The following is an 18,585-nucleotide window of genomic DNA, read 5'->3' on the forward strand; positions in this document are numbered from 1 at the left end:
ACTCAATGGCAAAATACACTATTGGATTGGATTATGGCTCAGACTCGGTGCGATCGCTGATCGTAAATGTTGAAACGGGAGAAGAAGTGGCAAGTGTTGTTTTTAATTATCCGCGCTGGCAAAAGCAGGAATACTGCAATGCGCATGATAACCGCTTCCGTCAGCATCCGAAAGATTACCTGGAAGGATTGGAATATACAATTGTGGAAGCCCTGAAACAGGCGCCTCAGGGAGTTGCCGAAAACATTGTGGGCATTTCGGTTGACACAACCGGATCTACCCCGGTGGCAGTGGATGAAAAAGGAACGCCACTTTCCCTGACTCCGGGTTTTGAGGAAAATCCAAATGCCATGTTTGTGCTTTGGAAAGACCACACAGCGGTAAAAGAAGCCGATGAAATCAATAAACTGGCAAAAGAATGGGAAGTAGACTTTACCAAATATGAAGGTGGAATCTATTCGTCGGAATGGTTTTGGGCGAAACTGTTGCACGTAATCCGCGAAGATGCCGGAGTTTACCGCGCAGCGTATTCCTGGGTGGAGCATTGCGATTGGATCCCGGCGCTGTTAACCGGCAATACCCATCCCAAAACATTGAAACGGAGTCGTTGTGCTGCAGGGCACAAAGCCATGTGGCACGAGGCTTTTGGCGGACTTCCATCGGAAGAGTTTTTGGTGGCGCTCGACCCGATGCTGGCCGGTTTAAGAGACCGCCTGTACAAGGATACATTTACTTGCGATGTTTCAGCGGGCACACTTACCAAAGAATGGGCTGAAAAGCTTGGGTTGTCAACCGATGTTGTAGTCGGTGTTGGCGCTTTTGATGCACACCTGGGTGCTGTTGGTGCTGAGATTGAACCTTATTACGTCTCGAAAGTGATGGGAACTTCCACCTGTGATATGTTGATTACACCCATGGATGAAGTCGGTAGCAAGGTGGTGGCCGGAATTTGTGGTCAGGTGGATGGTTCGATCGTTCCCGGAATGCTGGGACTGGAAGCCGGACAATCGGCGTTTGGGGATATTTATGCCTGGTTTAAGCGTGTGTTGGAGTGGCCGCTGAAGAATATTCTGGCTGAAACTTCGCTGGTGGATGAAGCCACCAAACAAAAGCTGCTGGATGAGACTTCGGATAAGATCATCGCCAAGTTAAGCGAAGAAGCGGCAAAAGTTCCTATTTCGGAAAGTGGTATTGTGGCGCTCGACTGGATGAACGGCCGTCGTACACCGGATGCCAACCAGGCATTGAAAGGAGCGATCGCCGGGTTGAATCTCGGTTCGGATGCACCCCGCATTTTCAGGGCACTTGTGGAGGCGACTGCTTTTGGTTCAAAAGCAATCAACGATCGCTTTATTTCGGAAGGAGTTCGCATTGATGGTGTGATTGCTTTGGGGGGCGTTGCTAAAAAATCGCCGCTGGTGATGCAAATTGTAGCCGATGTACTAAACATGCCAATTAAGGTGGCTCGTTCGGAACAGGCTTGTGCATTGGGATCGGCTATGGCTGCCGCAGTTGTTGCCGGTGTTTACCCCAGTATGGCTGAAGCTCAGCAAAAAATGGGAGGTGGAATTGAAACAGAATATCACCCTATTCCGGAAAATGTAGAGAAGTACAAGGTGTTGTACGAAAAGTACAGGAAATTCGGAAAGTTTATCGAGTTCGATTTTACAGCATAAAAAGAAGGGGCTGTCCAGAAAGTAAATGTCACGCAAAGCGCGCCAAGATTTACTCAAAAGTACGCAAAAGGAGAAGCCGATTATGAGGATTCTGCGACCTTTGCGCTTCTTTTGTGCCTTTGCGTGAAATTGATTTTACCAACTTTTTGGACAAGCCCTTCTTTGTTCATTCAAAATTCAGCTATTAACGACAGCCATTTGGTGGCTGAAGAATTCCAGACTTCTTTGTAGGTTGCCGTATTAAATTGCGGCCAGTAGGGAGTGTCCTCATTGAATTTCGATTGCATACCCACCGGAATGGCTCCTACTGTTTCACCCGGCAAAGCGGTATAAAGCTGCGGGTAGTTACTGCCTTCGCCCCAGATAAGCGATTGCCCAAAGGGATTTTTGCCAACAATCCAGAACAACTGTTGTTCGGCGATGTCCATTAATTCCGGGTCGTTCAGAAATCGGCCACACAAGGCAGCTGCTTTGCCGGTAGATAAGTGAACCGCAGCATTTCCTTTAAACGAAAACCATACAGGAAAAGCTCGCAGATAATGTTGTTCGTCCAGTTTTACCCCGTTTTCGAGTTGCTCTTTGTAATCTTTTGCCGCTCCTTTCGAAATTCCAACCTGTACCTTGTAAAAATTAAGCGAATCTTTTACTTCGTCAATGTGGTACACGCCGCTTGGGAGCATTCCGTACGGGGCAACATATTGCATGATGGTTTTCAGGTAATTGGCGTAAAGCTCAATCGACTGTTTCCATTTTTGATAATCGGGATGATCGGGCTGCGTTTCACAAAGGGTTGTGAGCGCCTGCATGTAAACATGATCGCGTGATTGATGGGTGTAATGCACAATCGATTTTTTGTTGAGGTCGCGGTAAAAGAATCCACACAGTTTGTCCTTGTCATTAATCGGAATGACCCGCTGGCAATCAAGAGTGTATTGAATGGAATTAGCGGCTTCGTTGGCATAGTGCTTATCACCGGTTAAGCGATAAAGCTGGCTGGCGGTGTAGGAAATATTGGCTATGTACTGGCTGTTGGAAGCCATTGCTGCATGATCTCCGCCACCACCTCCGCTGAGTTCGTCAAACCCCAGTTCGTCGAAACGTTTTTTGGCAAACGCGTAATCTTCAATGGCAACTTTCCGGAGATGTTGTTTTAACATCGGGTCGTCGTTAATAGCCATTGCAGCAGCTGCCTCTATTCCCGAAAAAAGGAAGTTCTCGAAGGCACGGTTGTGCACGCGTACCCTTCGGCGTTTGGTGGAATCGTCTTTGGTATTAATAAAACCGTCGGTCCATAAATTGGTTCCCCAGGTTTGTGCTCGGTAACCATCACCCAACCGTGTTTTGAGGATAAAATCTATTCCCCATTCGGCTTCTTCCATCAGGCGCAGGTATAGATCGGTATTGTTTTTTTCTTTCGCAGTTTGAGCCATTTCAATGAGTGCCAATGCTAATTCTCCCGACTGTAAAACCTGTTGCGACATATCAGCCGCATCGTGCCAGCCGCCGTTTAAGGCAAAGAGTTGCCCATTGTGTGTGCCGTTCAGGTCGGTGTGGCAAACACCGTGTTTCCCCGGAACGGGGTAGCCGCAGCGTTCACAAAACACAAAATTCAGCACCCGCCACGCCGAATCTTCCCAAACGTTCGGATCGATGTAAAATGGCTGACTCTCAGAATTTCCTATCCGGATAAAATAGCGGCCGGTGTGTTTGAAGTCGCTAAAATCAAGGGTTTCAAAGTCTCCGGTTTTCGTTTTTTCTTTTTGAATGTCACCTTTATAAACAACGCCTGATGTTTGGTAGTCGACAAGCTGAAAACGTCCGTTGTTGCTGTGGACAGTTGAAATGGCGGTTTTTCGGCTGTCGGGACGGTAGCCGGTGGTGGAAAAGATGATTCTGTTGGGAGCGGGTTGCCAGCCACTTACCACTTCCGGGTTTTCAACCGTTTCAAGCGCAACGGCATCAATGTCAAATTTCAGTGAATCGCCCATGGTGCGTTCTTTCCCAAATACCTCGATCGCAAACGAAAGCTTGGTTACTTTATCCCGGGGAAGTTCGGTCATTTCAACAAAACACTCGTTCCACTGGCCGTTAATCAGGTTTATTTCATGGTAGCCTTCACGACCGTATTTATCGGGCACTTTTACCATGCCGTCGTTTTCAACATAAAGATTCAGGTAGATACTTCGCGCACCTTCGCATTCGGGGTAAACATACACCTTAATCCGGTTGTATTTTCCCCAGTTAACGCCTCCCACATCAAAGCTGGCCAGCGAAGTCCCAAAGCCAAGTCCCCAGCCTAAAAACTGCGGATAAGTGGTGGGTGCAGCCAGGTGCATGCTGTGGGTACCGTTAATACACCGTTCGTCTGTAATCGTCATATTGCCAATTCCTTTGTGCGACCAGCCAATAAGGTTCTCCATATCGCAAAGCATATCGGATTGAAGCACTTTTTTGGTCAGGCCAAACGATTCGTACGATTTACTGTAGTCCAAAGGCAGTGGACGATGTACATAGCCTGTGCTAATTATATCCTCCCTGAGTTGTTGGTCAACCTGAGCGAGAACAAAAGAGGAAGGAAACAGGATCAGAAACACAACGGCGGTGGTAATAAGCTTATTCATGGTTTAGCTGATTTATTTATGATGAAACTAAATTTACGAATAAGCTGAAGTTTTGTATATGTTTAAGATCATCATTTTGAGAAAATTAAGCAGTGGGGCAATGATAACACCCCGGAAAATATTATCCCGGATGAGAGAATCCCGGCAAGATTTTGGTGGTTTGAATTACTAGAAGATGACCTTTGTTGCAGGCTGAAATGATTCTGTTTTCAGTTTTGGCGCTAATTTGGAGAGGATAAATGCTGCCCGGCTTATCCGATCAACTTACGATATTGCTCCTGAAGTTTATTTCCATACGCTTTTAGCGAATAGTTATTCTGGATGATTGTTTTGTTTTTTTCCGTCACTGAGTCCGCGACTTTTTTAAACAAGGTATTGAGGATGGGGTTTTGTTCAAACACCTGTTGTTTGGATAACCTTCCGGATTTCAGGTCAGAAATAATTTCCATCTGCATTTTCATGTTCAGGTCTTTGAAATCTACTTTGATACCCGGAATATTCAGCTTGTAGTACAAGGCCGGAAATTCAAAACCATCTTCTTTAAAATCCCGGGTTATGTAATCTATATCGCGGCCAACAATCGGGGTGTCGAGCAACCAGGGCTCAAGGTACACCATCCCGAAACTTTCGCGGTAACTGGTGGTAATGCAAAAATCACTTCCGGTCAGCAGGGTTTCAAAATCCGTTTTCATTCCGGCTTCAAAAATCACATCGATTTCATGATCGGAACAAAACTTCACCCATTGTTGATACATTTCAATTTCTACCGGATTTTGCGGTGCCTGTGTTACCACAAAACTGGCAATGTGGTCGAATAAAATGGAAAGCAAAATAAGCTCGCCAATATTTTTCCGCTGAATGACTTTTACCGGATAGGTAACCAGCAGCTTGCTTTCATCTCGTTTCAGCGTTTGGCAGACGGTGCTTTTGGCTTCTGCTTTATCCAGATTCTCAGGCGATGTTTTTACATTCACCGGTTTTGGTAGCCAAACAATTCTTTCCGGATCTGCTCCATAGGAAACCAACCGTTCGAGATCGGCCGAATTGAGAACTCCAAATTGGTAATTAGGCAGCTTTGGGTAAAGCACCTCATTTACATCCTGCAAAAAAATATCGGTTAGAATTTCCTTCAAAAAAGTAAGGTAGGAAGGACGGTCTTCCGCGAAATCGTGCACATGGCTAAAAACTTTTACACCTTCTTTTGCCAGCTGGTAAACGGCATAGGTTACAACCGGGTTTTTGCCCAGGTTTAAATTGTGAAAATGCAAAACGGTGTCGGGCGTAATATGTTCCCTTATTTTTTGATAAACCAGGTCGAGCAATTGCTTAGCTTCGGAGGCTGCATATTTTTTCTTTTCCAGGTAATTCAACTCCCCGATGATCATCAGCTCTGCGCCTTTTGAGGTAAACCTTTCAGGATCAGGGCATGCGCCTGTTAGTATTTTTACCGGAGTTCCCCGAAGTACCTCTGTTTGAGATGCGATGATTCTGCTAACCCTGCCCGGGTTGAGGTGGCTGTGTGCAATGACTACCTGCATGCTGTTTGTTTGAAGTTAAAATTATGAATTCGTAGCTAAAGTTAAAGAAACAATTTATTTTTAATCCGGATTTAACTAAAACCTACTTTCCATGAAAAAGCTAATCCTGATTGTCTTTTTATTTTCATCATTTTGTGGGTCGTCGCAAGAACTTCCTTTCAGGTTGGAAGAATTAACCGCGCCGGATTTCATAAAAGCAGTGGAAAAAAGCTCCAAAACGTGTATCATTCCGATAGGTGTGATGGAAAAGCACGGACCGCATTTGCCATTGGGAACCGATCTTTTTTTGTCGCGCGAATACGCTCTTCGGGCAGCTGAAAAAGAATATGCCGTCGTTTTTCCCTGGTATTATTTCAGCCAGATAAACGAAGCGCGCCATCAGCCGGGAACGATTTCGTATTCCCCCGAATTGATTTGGCTTATGCTTCAGGAAACGCTGGACGAGTTAAATCGCAATGGTTTCGAGAAAATCATCATCGTAAACGGGCATGGCGGCAACAATGCGTTTCTGAATTTTTTCGGAATGGCACAGCTCTCAGAACCACGCAATTACTCGCTTTACTGGTTTCGTCCCGAGGCGAATCGTGAAGTAGAAAAGAAGGCAGCAGATTTAACGCAACATGATCCTTTTGATGCGCATGCCGGAAACAGTGAAACATCCGAAATGGCGGCGTCACAACCACAGCTTACCCATACGAATAGGGCAGGGCAGCAGTCGGGTGCGAATCTTGAGCGGATGAAAAGCCTTCAATATGTTTACTCCGGAATTTGGTGGTATGCCAGCTATCCGAACCATTACGGCGGCGACGGATCAAAAGCCAATGCCGAGGCCGGCGAATTGCTGGTTGATGAAACCGTAAAACAGCTGGTGGAAATGATCCAGCTGGTAAAAGCAGACACAGTGGTTCCCGCTTTACAGCAGGAATTTTTCCGGAAAGCTGAGAACCCGCTGGATACAAAACAGTAATTGGAGCTGCAAGCTTGGAATGTGGGCGATGAGCTTAACGCGTAGGCTGAAGAGATTTCTGAGATTTGATCGAATTTGATTTGGCCAATGACAGTATTATTCTGCACGCTAATAATCAGTGATCTTTAAGTTTAATTGTTTTGAGATCTTATGCTTTCTTCTGCTTTTAGAGCGACCAATAACATTTACATTCTCCGGTGACGGGAAATTGTTACTTTTACACATGAAGGAGATTGATAAATGGTAGATTATTCAATATTATATTCCTATTTCGAACACATCAACCGAAAGCCTCTGATGGAGGAGGAACGGGAGGAAATTACCCGCTTTTTCAGAAAAAGTACTTTTCGGAAAAAAACGATGATCATGAAGGCAGGGGAGGCCAATACCCTGCATTACTACATCGAAAAGGGGCTGTTGCGAATGTACATTATCGATCAGAGCGGGAAGGAATTCAACATCCTTTTTGCCCGCGAACGTCAGTGGATCGGTGACCTGGGAACGCCTGCCGAAACGCCCTATTTTATTGAAACGCTGGAGAACAGCACGGTTTATTCCATTTCCGAAGACAATTTCCATATTCTGTACAAAAGGTATATCAGCCTTGCCAATTATATCCGGAAATCCTATGTTTTCCTGCAAAAGCGATTTGTTTCCATTTTATCAAAAACGGCGGAGGAGAATTACGAAGAACTGGTGAACGAACATCCCGAGCTGATTCAACGTCTTCCGCAGTACCAAATTTCATCTTATCTGGGAGTAACACCTGTTTTTTTGAGTAAAATACTCGCAAAACGATCAAAAAAAGACTAAAAGGTATTTTTCTTAAACTAGTTTATTTTTTTACACCAACACCGGTAGTATGTTTGCAGTGAAATTAGAAACTAAAATTTAAGAAAAATGAAAAAAATTAGTGGACTTTTAGGAATAGCATTAGTAATTGTTTTAGTGGCGGTAACAGGACAGAAAGCTGTTGCGCAGTCAGCATTAAAAGTAGATACCAAAACCAGTAAGGTTTACTGGAATGCCAAGAAGGTGACAGGTGAGCATTCAGGGCTTCTTTCGGTTGCTGGCGGAACTGTTTATGTACAGGATGAGAAAATTACAGGAGCAAGCATTAACCTGGATATGAACACGATTGACTGTACTGACCTGGAAGGTGAATGGAAAGACAAACTGATCGGCCACCTGAAATCAGATGACTTCTTTTCAGTAGAAAAACATCCGAAAGCAACCTTTGCGATTAAATCGGTAACGAAAGACGGAGCTCAGCATAAAGTTGTGGGAGACTTGACAATCAAAGGTATCAAACACGAAATTTCGTTCCCGGCTGAAGTAAAAGTGGAAGGAGATAAACTTACTGCCAACGGAACAGCTACCGTTGATCGTACCAAATACGACATTCGTTACGGTTCGGGTAAATTCTTCGAAGGTTTGGGCGATAAAATGATCTACGATACTTTTGACATTCGTTTCGAACTGGTTGCTTCTTCTTCAGCAGAAATTTCCAAGCCTTAATTCAGCAGAAACCATGTTCTGAGTCGGCGACTCAGTTGGTTTCCGGGAATGCAGATTAGAAAATGGTTCCTTACCGGTAAGTGGTGATCGCAAATGCAGCGATCGCCGAAACCGGCCGAGGAAAACCAAAAGGGAACGACTTTTATTTCGCAGAAGGATTGTTACAGAAAAGCCATAAAATACAGATCATGAAAACAATGTTACACAAGGCAGAAACGAGGGGAAGCGCCAATCACGGTTGGTTGGACACGTACCATACGTTTAGTTTTGCCAATTACTACGATCCGGAGCGTGTTCATTTTGGTGCATTAAGAGTTTTAAACGATGATTCGATCGCTGGTGGTGGTGGATTTGGCATGCACCCGCACGATAACATGGAAATTATCACCATTCCGCTCGAAGGCGATTTGCGTCATCGTGACAATATGGGGAACGAAGAGGTAATTCGCGAAGGCGATGTTCAGGTAATGAGTGCCGGAACGGGCGTTTTTCACAGCGAATTCAACCACAGCCAGGAGAAAAAAGTAGAACTTCTGCAAATCTGGGTTTTCCCCAACAAGAAAAACGTTCAGCCGCGCTACGATCAGATTTCGATTCGTGACATATTCAAAAGCAACGAATTTTACCAGGTTCTGTCTCCCGATTCAGAAGACCAGGGAGTTTGGATACACCAGGATGCCTGGTTTAGTCTTGGTTCTTTTGACAAAGGTAAAACCGTTTCTTATCAAGTAAAGAAAGACGGAAACGGAGTTTATGCTTTTGTAATTGAAGGAGATGTTACCCTCAACGGGCAGGCTCTTAACCGGAGAGACGGACTTGGAATCTGGGAGGTAAGCGAACTAGAATTAGTGGCAGACACCGATGCACGGGTTTTGCTAATGGAGGTACCCATGCTAAATTAGAGGTACTTTGAGTGAACCCCGGAGTATCCGGGAATCATAAGAAATCAAATTTCAGTGAAGATACAAAGTGGTTGTATCCAAAAAGAAAGCCGGCTTAAACCGGCTTTCTTTTTTATGGTGCAATGTCTTTTAACAATCGCTTCCTTTTCCTTCAGCTTGCTCTTTGAACCAGCTTAGCGGGTGAGAAGTCGGGCGCTCAATTGGCATACCGTAAATGCGGTCGTTAACCAACGAAGCCAAAACTCCGAGTGCACGAGATACTCCAAACATTACCGTATAGAATGTATATTCTTTAATACCATAATGATACAGCAGCGAGCCACTGTAAGCATCTACATTTGGCCATGGATTTTTGATTTTTCCAACTGACCCGAGAATCGGCGGAACCACACGGTACAACTGGTTGACCAGGTTTACCAACGGATCGTTTTTGATGTACTTGTTGGCAAATTCTTCCTGGGCGGTAAAACGCGGGTCTGTTTTACGCAATACAGCGTGTCCGTATCCCGGAATTACACGGCCTTCTTCGAGCGTTCTCTTGCAATAATCAGAAACCTGTTCATCGGTAGGAGCATCGGTACCCAAAGCTTCAATCATTTCAAAAATCCAGAAAATCACATCCTGGTTGGCAAAACCATGCAGGGGGCCGGCCAATCCGGTCATTGCGGCTGCGTAGGCATAATACGGGTTGCTAAGTGCAGACCCTACCAGGTGTGCAGTATGTGCTGATACGTTTCCTCCTTCGTGATCAGCATGAATGATCATATACAGACGGAACAAGCGGCGAATATCCTCCGAGTTAAATCCCATCATATGCGCCAGGTTACCTGCCCAGTCGAGACGTGGGTTGGGTTCAATGTGATCGCTGTTATGGAACTGGCGGCGGTAAATGTAGGCTGCAATACGCGGAAGACGGGCAATCAGGTTCATCACGTCTTCGTAAGTGGCATCCCAGTAAAATTTCTTGTTTACGCCGGCCCTGTAAGCTTTCTGGAAAATAGATTCCGTGGCCATCGATAAAATGGCGGCGCTGAACTGGGTCATCGGTTTCGATGTTTTAGGCAGCGCATCAATCACGTCGAAAACGTGTTGTGGCACGTGTGCCCGGGTTGCCCAGTCGATCGAAAGGTTGAGGGCATCTTCCTGCGAAGGAATTTCGCCAATCAACATCAGGTAAAACAAGCCTTCGGGTAGTGGTTCGCCTTCCGGATTGATTTTGGGCAGCTTCTGCTGTAATTCAGGAATGGAGTATCCTTTGAAACGGATACCTTCTTCCGGGTCAAGTTTCGATGTGTCGGTTACCAACAGAGGTATTCCTTTCATCCCTGTCAATACCTGGCCAAGCGTAACCTGACCGAGCACCACATCGGCATGTTCTTTTTTTAAGCGTTGGAACTCGGCGGAACATTTGCTTGCTTTCTGGTAAAATCTGTACTTAATGTATTCCATCTGTTTATTGTATTTGTTTGATTATTATTGATCAATGCATATTTTTAATGATTTCATCCGCAAACTCGGAAGTGGTAAGCAGCGTGGCTCCTTCCATCTGAGAATGCAGGTCGGATGTTACCTTTCGTTTGGCAAACACGTGCTCCATGGCATCGTAAACATGTTCGGCAGCTTCGTCCCAGCCAAGGTATTCCAACATCATTACTCCGGAAAGAATCAACGAACCGGGATTGGCTTTTCCTGTACCTGCGATATTGGGCGCTGTTCCGTGAGTGGCTTCAAAAATGGCATATCCACTTTGGTAGTTGATGTTCGCACCGGGAGAAATTCCGATGCCGCCTACCATTGCAGCTAACTGATCAGAAATATAATCTCCGTTCAGGTTCATGGTGGCAATTACCGAGTGATCCCATGGATGTAGCAACGACTCCTGCAAAAAGGCATCGGTGATGCAATCTTTTACGATTACTTTTCCGTCTTTCTTGGCTTCATCCAGCGCTTTGTCGGCATCCAGCTGACCTTTTTCTTCCCTGATCTTTTCGTACTGACGCCAGGTAAAAGTCTGTAATTTGAATTCCGTTTCAGCCAAATCGTAACTCCAGTTTTTGAAGGCTCCCTCCGTAAACTTCATAATGTTTCCTTTGTGAACGATCGTCACCGAAGGCAGTTTCCGCAGAATGGCGTATTCTATGGCTGCTTTGGTTAAACGCACCGAACCGTCTTTTGAGATAGGTTTTACCCCAAAAGAAGAACTTTCAGGAAAACGGATTTTGTCCACACCCATTTCGTTGATCAGGAAATCACGAAATTTTTTGCTCTTATCGTTTCCCGCCATATATTCGATACCGGCATAAATATCCTCGGTGTTTTCACGGAAAATATGCATGTCAACCATCGACGGGTAACGAATGGGAGAGGGAACGCCTTTGAACCAACGCACGGGGCGCAGACAAACGTACAAATCCAGTGTTTGGCGAAGGGCAACGTTTAGCGAACGAATTCCTTCTCCGACCGGAGTCTGAAGCGGTCCTTTAATCCCAACCAGGTGCTCCTTAAAAGCATCTAGTGTTTCCTGCGGAAGATAATTTCCGGTTTCCTTGTAGGCTTTTTCGCCGGCCAGCACCTCTTTCCAGATCAGTCGTTTTTCGTCGCCATAGGCTTTGGCAACCGCTGCATCCAGTACCCGTTGCGAGGGGCCTGTAATGTCTTTGCCAATACCGTCTCCTTCAATAAACGGAATCACCGGCTGGTCAGGCACAAAAAGCTTCCCGTTGATTATTTTGGTTTTATTTGTCATTTCATTTCTTTTAAATTACTTTTTCACGCAGATTACACAGAAAAACGCAGACTTATATATTGTTAGCTATTCGTTGTATCGATCCTGAGATATTTTCGGTGTTGAAATTAACCAATATGCCTAATTTTTTGTCGGCTAATTTCAGGTACGAAACTGTTTGTTTAAAGTACAGCTTGTTCATCGTTTCAACCGATTTTATTTCAATTATTACTTTGTTCTCAACCAAAATATCGATACGATATCCTTTTTCCAGGTTTTTACCTTTATAGTTCACCGGTACTTCAACCTGATTGTCTATGTTATACCCCATTTCCTGAAGTTCATAGATTAAAGCTGCCTCATAAACCGACTCCAACAGACCTGGTCCAAGTGTATTGTAAACTTCAAATATTGCTCCTCTGATGTCGTAAGATATTTGATTTTCACTAATTTCCATAACTACTTTTTATTTAAGTTACGAGATACTCAAGGTTCCAGTCTGCGCATATCTGCAAAATCAGCGTGCATAATTATCTAATTCAATTTAGCGCGGAGATTTTCATCCAGGGCTTCCAGGAATTGTTCAGTGGTCAGATAGTGTTCCGACTTTAATTCAGCACCGTGAACGATCAATGCCAGGTCCTTGGTCATTTTTCCTGATTCCACGGTTTGAATACAAACTTCTTCCAAAGCATTCGCAAAATCGATCAATGGCTGGTTTTCATCCAGCTTTCCACGGAAGGCCAGTCCACGTGTCCATGCAAAGATTGAAGCAATCGGGTTGGTCGAAGTTGGTTTTCCCTGCTGGTGCTGACGGTAGTGGCGTGTAACCGTTCCGTGAGCTGCTTCGGCTTCCATGGTTTTCCCGTCGGGAGTAACCAGAGTCGAAGTCATCAAACCTAACGATCCAAATCCCTGCGCAACGGTGTCGCTTTGTACGTCGCCGTCGTAATTTTTACAGGCCCAAACAAAGCCTCCTTCCCATTTCAATGCAGCAGCTACCATGTCGTCGATCAAGCGATGTTCGTAGGTAATTCCGGCCGTAGCAAATTTATCTTTGAATTCCTCTTCGTAAATTTTCTGGAAAATATCTTTAAAACGACCGTCGTACTTTTTCAGGATGGTGTTTTTGGTTGACATGTACAAAGGCCAGCCTTTATCAAGTGCCTGGTTCATACACGAACGGGCAAATCCGGTAATCGATTCGTCAGTGTTGTACATGGCCATGGCCACTCCGTCGCCTTCAAAATCATATACCTCGTGCGAAACGGTTTCACCACCGTCTTCTGGCGTAAAGGTGATGGTCAGTTTACCTCTTCCTTTTGTTACAAAATCAGTGGCTTTGTACTGGTCGCCAAAAGCGTGACGCCCGATGCAAATGGGCTGTTTCCATCCCGGAACCAGGCGCGGAATATTCGAGATCATAATCGGTTCACGAAACACGGTTCCTCCCAAAATGTTACGAATGGTGCCATTGGGCGATTTCCACATGTGCTTTAACCCGAATTCGTCCACGCGGGCTTCATCGGGTGTAATGGTGGCACATTTTACGCCCACACCGTATTTTTTGATGGCATTGGCTGCATCCACTGTAATTTGGTCGTCGGTAGCGTCACGACTTTCAATTCCCAGGTCGTAATATTTTAAATCGATATCGAGATAGGGAAGAATTAATTTTTGTTTGATGAAATCCCAAATAACCCTGGTCATTTCATCTCCGTCGAGCTCTACTACCGGGTTGTGAACCTTGATCTTTTGCATGTTTCTTTTGAATTTACTGGTTATTTAATTTTTGAACTTCTCGCAGAGTCGCAAAGACGCAAAGAGTAAAATTTTGCGGCTTAGCGATTTAGCGAGAAATTTTTATGCGTTTTGTTGTTTTATCAGGTTAAGCGCTGATCCTGCTTTGAACCATTCAATTTGTTGCTGATTGTAGGTATGATTCAATTGGATGGTGTCTTTTGAACCATCGGCGTGAACGACTTCAAGTGTCAGCTGCTTACCGGGAGCAAAATCAACCAAATCAACAAAGTTGAAGGTATCGTCTTCCTGAATCAGATCGTAATCGTTCTCATTGGCGAAAGTCAATCCGAGCATTCCCTGCTTTTTAAGGTTGGTTTCATGAATACGAGCGAAAGACTTCACAATTACTGCCCGAACGCCCAGGTGACGTGGTTCCATCGCGGCGTGTTCGCGCGAAGATCCTTCACCATAGTTCTGGTCGCCAATCACAACGGTTGGAATACCCGCAGCTTTGTACTGACGCTGAACTTTCGGAACTTCTTCGTAAGCACCGGTCAGCTGGTTCTTTACCTTGTTGGTTTCGTCGTTAAATGCATTGACGGCACCAATCAGCATATTATTCGAAATATTGTCGAGGTGTCCGCGGTAGCGCAACCAGGGCCCTGCCATCGAAATATGGTCGGTGGTACATTTCCCAAATGCTTTGATCAGCAGTTTGGCACCTGTAATGTTTTTTCCGTCCCATGCTTCGAAAGGCGACAGCAACTGAAGACGGTTTGAATCAAGCGCTACGTTTACCACCACGTGCGAACCATCTTCTGCCGGAGCCTGAAATCCTGCGTCTTCCACATCAAAGCCTTTTGGTGGAAGTTCAAAACCCGTAGGTTCATCCAGTTTTACCTCTTCACCGTTTTTGTTGGTCAACGTATCGGTTTGCGGATTAAAGTCGAGACGACCGGCAATAGCCAGCGCCGTTACCATCTCGGGTGAGGTAACAAAAGCGTGGGTATTAGGATTGCCGTCGGCACGTTTCGAGAAGTTCCGGTTAAAGGAGTGAACGATGGTGTTCTTTTCCTGCTTATCGGCTCCTTCGCGCGCCCACTGACCAATACACGGGCCACAGGCGTTGGCAAATACTTTTCCGCCAATTTTTTCAAACGTATCGATAAATCCGTCTCGTTCGATGGTAAAACGGACCTGCTCCGAACCCGGAGTGATCGTAAATTCGGCTTTGGTGATCAAACCTTTTTCTTCGGCCTGTTTGGCAATCGATGCTGCTCTTGAAATATCTTCATACGACGAGTTGGTACAACTTCCGATCAAACCAACCGAAACTTCAACCGGCCAGCCGTTTTCTTTGGCCACCTCTTTCATTTCCGAAACCGGTGTTGCACGGTCAGGGGTGAACGGCCCGTTCAAATGCGGCGCCAGTTCCGAAAGGTTGATCTCGATCAACTGGTCGTAATACTTTTCCGGATTTGCATATACTTCCGGGTCGGCATCCAGCACGTCTTTCATCTGGTTGGCTATTTCTGCCACTTCCGATCTTCCGGTAGCATTCAGGTAGCGCTCCATGCTTTCGTCGTAAGCAAAAATACTGGTGGTAGCGCCCACTTCGGCACCCATGTTACAAATGGTGCCTTTTCCGGTTGCTGAAAGCGATTTGGCGCCTTCTCCGAAATATTCGATAATGGCTCCGGTTCCTCCTTTTACGGTAAGAATTCCGGCTACCTTTAATATAATGTCTTTTGGTGAAGTCCAACCGCTTAGTTTGCCGGTAAGTTTCACCCCGATCATTTTCGGCATTTTCAGTTCCCAGGCCATTCCGGCCATCACATCTACCGCGTCGGCACCGCCAACTCCAATGGCAACCATTCCGAGTCCACCGGCATTTACGGTGTGTGAGTCGGTTCCGATCATCATTCCTCCCGGGAAAGCATAATTCTCCAGTACTACCTGGTGAATAATACCGGCACCCGGTTTCCAGAAACCGATTCCGTATTTGTTGGATACCGATTCCAGAAAGTCAAAAACCTCCTTGTTGGTATCTTTGGCTACCGAGAGGTCGGTTTTTCCTTCCACCTGCGCCTGAATAAGGTGATCGCAGTGAACCGTAGAAGGAACCGCAGTTCTTTTCTTTCCTGAATTTATAAATTGAAGCAGCGCCATTTGTGCAGTTGCATCCTGCATGGCCACTCTGTCGGGTGCAAAATCTACGTAGTCTGTACCTCTTTCAAAGGCTGCCAGTTCCTGTGTTTCAAAAAGATGCGCATATAAAATCTTCTCGGCATAGGTCATGGGCCGGTTTAATAATTCTTTTGCTTTCTGAACTCTCTCCGGTAGCTTTGAATAAACTTTTTTGATAAGGTCTGAATCAAACATAAGATATTTAGTTTTTTTGAATGTTTCCTTGAATTATTCTGTCGCAATTTCTTAACAACAATACGCTTTAAATGTTGATGAAAAACCGATAGAATTTTACTATAATATTTTAGTTAAATCGATTGACTGGCCCTTTAAATTAAGTTGTTTTGTAAACAAAGGTTTGTAATGTTGGTCACAGTTCTTTTCGGCTTTTTATGTATGCTGTCTTTTCAGCTTTAAAGGGTTTTAATATACTAATTTCTTCCCTTTTCGCGAAGTCAATCCAAAACTAAATTTTGAAGCGTTCTGTTGTTTTGAAAGAGATGTTGAAATGTGAAATTGGAGGGGAAAAGTTTTAGCGGAAAGAAGTTTGGCGTAAAACCATCATGATTTCGGGGAATCACCAACAGAAATGAAAGTTAAGATGGATACTTCTATTTGGGATTTGTTTTTTATGCAGAATTCCCAATATTCAATTTTCCGGATTTTGTTGGATATTTTAAAAAATTGACTTTCAGAAAGAAAAAGGCTGCCGATTCTAGTGGCAGCCTTTGGAGAATAGTTCTGGTTTTTTAAAATCTGGATTTTGAAACCGGTGATGTTATCTGGAGCGTATTTCCCGACGCATAAACAACAGATAGGCCAGCCCAAAGAAAACCAGCGTTCCTGCAAATAAGGCGGTTACCTGTGGCCATACCAGCATCATACTTTGCCCCAGTGGCAGTGGACTGGGAATGGCACCACTCATTTGTTCCATGGTAAGGGGGCCGAGACTCCGTACACTGGGAACAAGCAGGGTAGTGGTGGCATCGTCGAACAGCTGCCCCGGGTTGAGGCGCATAATGTTTTGAATCAGTTTTTGCAACGAAACCAGCTGGTATTCGCTTATCATTTGCCGGGGCGAAATTCCTTTGGCGATTACGTTGACGATCATATTATAAAATATACTGAAGAATAACCAAATGGAAATGCCTGCCAACGCAGAGGTTGTTGCCTGCCGGAACCTGACCGAAAACAGGATAGACAGGTTTAGCCAGAAAGCGACGTAAACAATGCTGACAACCGAGAACATCAGTATTCTGAGAACTTCTTCGGCAGTGGGCGGAATGCCTATGATGACGAGTCCGAATCCCAACACCAGAAGGTTCAACGAAAAAAACAGGATGCTCAACACGATGAGAGACGCCAGGAATTTGGCATTCAATACATAATCGCGGTAAATGGGCTGCGATAAAACGCGGCTGAGTGTTCCCTTGTTTTGTTCTGAGTTAATCGCGTCAAACCCCATACTGATTCCGAGCAAAGGTCCCAGAAAGCTGATAAAGACGATAAATGGCGGAAGTGTCCCGTCAGAAATCGTAAACAGTTTCAGGAAGAAAAAGGATTCTTCGGGATCGTTGGTTGGTTTGGCCGTAGCAAAACCTGTAAAAGCAGTGTAAAGCGAGCCGGTACAGGTAAGCAGCACAATGGCCAGCATAATAATGAACCGCCAGCTTTTAATGATGTCAGAAATCTCTTTGTTTACGATCACCCAGAACGGATGAACGATTGAATGGTTAGTTTGCATAAGCCGTTCCTCCTTCCATTAAATGATTGTAAATGGCTTCAATGCCAAATTCCTTTTTATTCAGAAAATTCAGGTTGTAGCCTTCTTCCATGATCTTTTTTGAAAGCACGAGCGAAATATCTTGTGACGATAGAACTTTAAACAATCCATTTTCTTCGCTTACCGAATCAATTTCGTTCATGCTGCTGGCCAGTTTTTGAAACCACCCGAGCGTCAGTTTTTTGCCCGCTTCGGATGAATTGTCGGCTCCCAGTTCGATCAGGTATCTTCCGCTTGTCAGAAGTTTGGCCGATAGTGAACGAATGTCGCCAACAGCCATTAGTTTTCCTTCCAAAAAAATGCCAATACGGTCGCAAACCTGCTGCACATGCTGCAGGTCGTGCGAAGAGAAGAGAATGCTGATCCCGTGTTCGTCACGAAGTTCAATGATCAGGTTTAAAAAGTCCTGTACTCCCTTTGGGTCGATGCCGGAAGTAGGCTCATCCAGAATAATCACTTCGGGATCTTTGACCAGCACATCGGCGAGTCCCAGTCGTTGCCGCATTCCTTTCGAGAATTTCCCGGTCTTTTTGTTTTTAACCCCGGTTAAGCCTACGCGCTCGATCAGGTCTTCTGCTTTTTGGGTGGCCTCTTTTTTGGGAATACCATTTAACATGGCTGAATAAACCAGGTTTTCGAGTGCTGTCTGATCATCATAAAAACCAACATCTTCGGCCAGATAACCCACTTTTCTTTTTACTTCGATGGGGTGACTGGTTGAATCGATCCCGCACACTTTCACTTCGCCGGCGCTTGGTTCGGTCAATCCCAGCATCATCAAAATGGTGGTTGATTTTCCCGAACCGTTGGGTCCGAGCAATCCAAATATTTCACCTTTTTCGATGGTCAGGCTGAGATCGTCAACTGCGGTAAAGTCGCCGTATTTCTTGCTAATGTTTTGTAATTGGATAATTGGTTCGGCCAC

At 45.1% G+C, this 18,585-nt stretch carries 14 protein-coding genes; 5 read left to right on the plus strand and 9 right to left on the minus strand.

Annotated elements, in window-relative coordinates; translation table 11 throughout:
• The first annotated feature begins 5 nt into the window (after nucleotides 1–5).
• On the plus strand, nucleotides 6–1,676 hold the full coding sequence (locus tag D1614_RS17640) for a ribulokinase (protein WP_119439294.1): 1,671 nt from the start codon (nucleotides 6–8) through the stop codon (nucleotides 1,674–1,676).
• Nucleotides 1,677–1,846: 170 nt separating this feature from the next.
• Here the strand turns inward: D1614_RS17640 and D1614_RS17645 are convergent, their stop codons facing one another.
• Entirely contained in the window at nucleotides 1,847–4,297 is a 2,451-nt protein-coding gene (locus tag D1614_RS17645; RefSeq protein ID WP_119439295.1) for a glycoside hydrolase family 9 protein, read from the minus strand.
• A 251-nt stretch (nucleotides 4,298–4,548) separates the two neighbouring features.
• Entirely contained in the window at nucleotides 4,549–5,835 is a 1,287-nt protein-coding gene (locus tag D1614_RS17650) for a glycosyltransferase family protein (RefSeq protein WP_119439296.1), read from the minus strand.
• A 91-nt stretch (nucleotides 5,836–5,926) separates the two neighbouring features.
• On the opposite strand from D1614_RS17650, the gene D1614_RS17655 reads away from it, so the two are divergent.
• From D1614_RS17655 to D1614_RS17670, 4 genes are all read left to right on the plus strand, one after another.
• Entirely contained in the window at nucleotides 5,927–6,802 is an 876-nt protein-coding gene (locus D1614_RS17655) for a creatininase family protein (protein ID WP_119439297.1), read from the plus strand.
• Between the two features lie 240 nt (nucleotides 6,803–7,042).
• Nucleotides 7,043–7,615: a Crp/Fnr family transcriptional regulator gene (locus tag D1614_RS17660; RefSeq protein WP_119439298.1), complete on the plus strand. Its 573-nt coding sequence runs from the start codon at nucleotides 7,043–7,045 to the stop codon at nucleotides 7,613–7,615.
• Between the two features lie 87 nt (nucleotides 7,616–7,702).
• The gene (locus D1614_RS17665) at nucleotides 7,703–8,320 is read left to right on the plus strand and encodes a YceI family protein (protein ID WP_119439299.1); all 618 of its coding nucleotides are present in this window, start codon (nucleotides 7,703–7,705) and stop codon (nucleotides 8,318–8,320) included.
• A 188-nt stretch (nucleotides 8,321–8,508) separates the two neighbouring features.
• Nucleotides 8,509–9,222, plus strand: coding sequence for a pirin family protein (locus D1614_RS17670; protein WP_119439338.1), 714 nt, complete (start codon nucleotides 8,509–8,511; stop codon nucleotides 9,220–9,222).
• Nucleotides 9,223–9,351: 129 nt separating this feature from the next.
• On the opposite strand, the gene D1614_RS17675 is transcribed toward D1614_RS17670, so the two are convergent.
• From D1614_RS17675 to D1614_RS17705, 7 genes are all read right to left on the minus strand, one after another.
• Nucleotides 9,352–10,671 carry a citrate (Si)-synthase gene (locus tag D1614_RS17675; RefSeq protein WP_119439300.1) on the minus strand — a complete coding sequence of 440 codons (1,320 nt, stop codon included), beginning with the start codon at nucleotides 10,669–10,671 and terminating at the stop codon, nucleotides 9,352–9,354.
• Between the two features lie 31 nt (nucleotides 10,672–10,702).
• On the minus strand, nucleotides 10,703–11,968 hold the full coding sequence (icd, locus tag D1614_RS17680; RefSeq protein WP_119439301.1) for an NADP-dependent isocitrate dehydrogenase: 1,266 nt from the start codon (nucleotides 11,966–11,968) through the stop codon (nucleotides 10,703–10,705).
• A 52-nt stretch (nucleotides 11,969–12,020) separates the two neighbouring features.
• On the minus strand, nucleotides 12,021–12,404 hold the full coding sequence (locus D1614_RS17685; protein WP_206610064.1) for a GxxExxY protein: 384 nt from the start codon (nucleotides 12,402–12,404) through the stop codon (nucleotides 12,021–12,023).
• A 77-nt stretch (nucleotides 12,405–12,481) separates the two neighbouring features.
• Nucleotides 12,482–13,708 (minus strand): isocitrate dehydrogenase (NADP(+)), encoded by a 1,227-nt coding sequence (locus tag D1614_RS17690; protein WP_119439302.1) that lies wholly within the window; start codon nucleotides 13,706–13,708, stop codon nucleotides 12,482–12,484.
• 102 nt (nucleotides 13,709–13,810) lie between these two features.
• Nucleotides 13,811–16,072 (minus strand): aconitate hydratase, encoded by a 2,262-nt coding sequence (locus D1614_RS17695; protein ID WP_119439303.1) that lies wholly within the window; start codon nucleotides 16,070–16,072, stop codon nucleotides 13,811–13,813.
• Between the two features lie 583 nt (nucleotides 16,073–16,655).
• Complete coding sequence (locus tag D1614_RS17700) at nucleotides 16,656–17,621, minus strand: ABC transporter permease (RefSeq protein ID WP_119439304.1); 966 nt, start codon at nucleotides 17,619–17,621, stop codon at nucleotides 16,656–16,658.
• Nucleotides 17,611–18,585 carry an ABC transporter ATP-binding protein gene (locus tag D1614_RS17705; RefSeq protein ID WP_119439305.1) on the minus strand — a complete coding sequence of 325 codons (975 nt, stop codon included), beginning with the start codon at nucleotides 18,583–18,585 and terminating at the stop codon, nucleotides 17,611–17,613. Before D1614_RS17705 ends, D1614_RS17700 begins: the two co-directional genes overlap by 11 nt.

This window comes from Maribellus luteus, assembly GCF_003576475.1.
Lineage (GTDB): Bacteria > Bacteroidota > Bacteroidia > Bacteroidales > Prolixibacteraceae > Draconibacterium > Draconibacterium luteum.

What these genes read in the sequence shown, in the direction of transcription:
- D1614_RS17640 (WP_119439294.1), top strand. Translation starts at nt 6, where the DNA reads ATGGCAAAATACACTATTGGATTGGATTATGGCTCAGACTCGGTGCGA.
- D1614_RS17645 (WP_119439295.1), bottom strand. Translation starts at nt 4,297, where the DNA reads ATGAATAAGCTTATTACCACCGCCGTTGTGTTTCTGATCCTGTTTCCT.
- D1614_RS17650 (WP_119439296.1), bottom strand. Translation starts at nt 5,835, where the DNA reads ATGCAGGTAGTCATTGCACACAGCCACCTCAACCCGGGCAGGGTTAGC.
- D1614_RS17655 (WP_119439297.1), top strand. Translation starts at nt 5,927, where the DNA reads ATGAAAAAGCTAATCCTGATTGTCTTTTTATTTTCATCATTTTGTGGG.
- D1614_RS17660 (WP_119439298.1), top strand. Translation starts at nt 7,043, where the DNA reads ATGGTAGATTATTCAATATTATATTCCTATTTCGAACACATCAACCGA.
- D1614_RS17665 (WP_119439299.1), top strand. Translation starts at nt 7,703, where the DNA reads ATGAAAAAAATTAGTGGACTTTTAGGAATAGCATTAGTAATTGTTTTA.
- D1614_RS17670 (WP_119439338.1), top strand. Translation starts at nt 8,509, where the DNA reads ATGAAAACAATGTTACACAAGGCAGAAACGAGGGGAAGCGCCAATCAC.
- D1614_RS17675 (WP_119439300.1), bottom strand. Translation starts at nt 10,671, where the DNA reads ATGGAATACATTAAGTACAGATTTTACCAGAAAGCAAGCAAATGTTCC.
- icd (WP_119439301.1), bottom strand. Translation starts at nt 11,968, where the DNA reads ATGACAAATAAAACCAAAATAATCAACGGGAAGCTTTTTGTGCCTGAC.
- D1614_RS17685 (WP_206610064.1), bottom strand. Translation starts at nt 12,404, where the DNA reads ATGGAAATTAGTGAAAATCAAATATCTTACGACATCAGAGGAGCAATA.
- D1614_RS17690 (WP_119439302.1), bottom strand. Translation starts at nt 13,708, where the DNA reads ATGCAAAAGATCAAGGTTCACAACCCGGTAGTAGAGCTCGACGGAGAT.
- D1614_RS17695 (WP_119439303.1), bottom strand. Translation starts at nt 16,072, where the DNA reads ATGTTTGATTCAGACCTTATCAAAAAAGTTTATTCAAAGCTACCGGAG.
- D1614_RS17700 (WP_119439304.1), bottom strand. Translation starts at nt 17,621, where the DNA reads ATGCAAACTAACCATTCAATCGTTCATCCGTTCTGGGTGATCGTAAAC.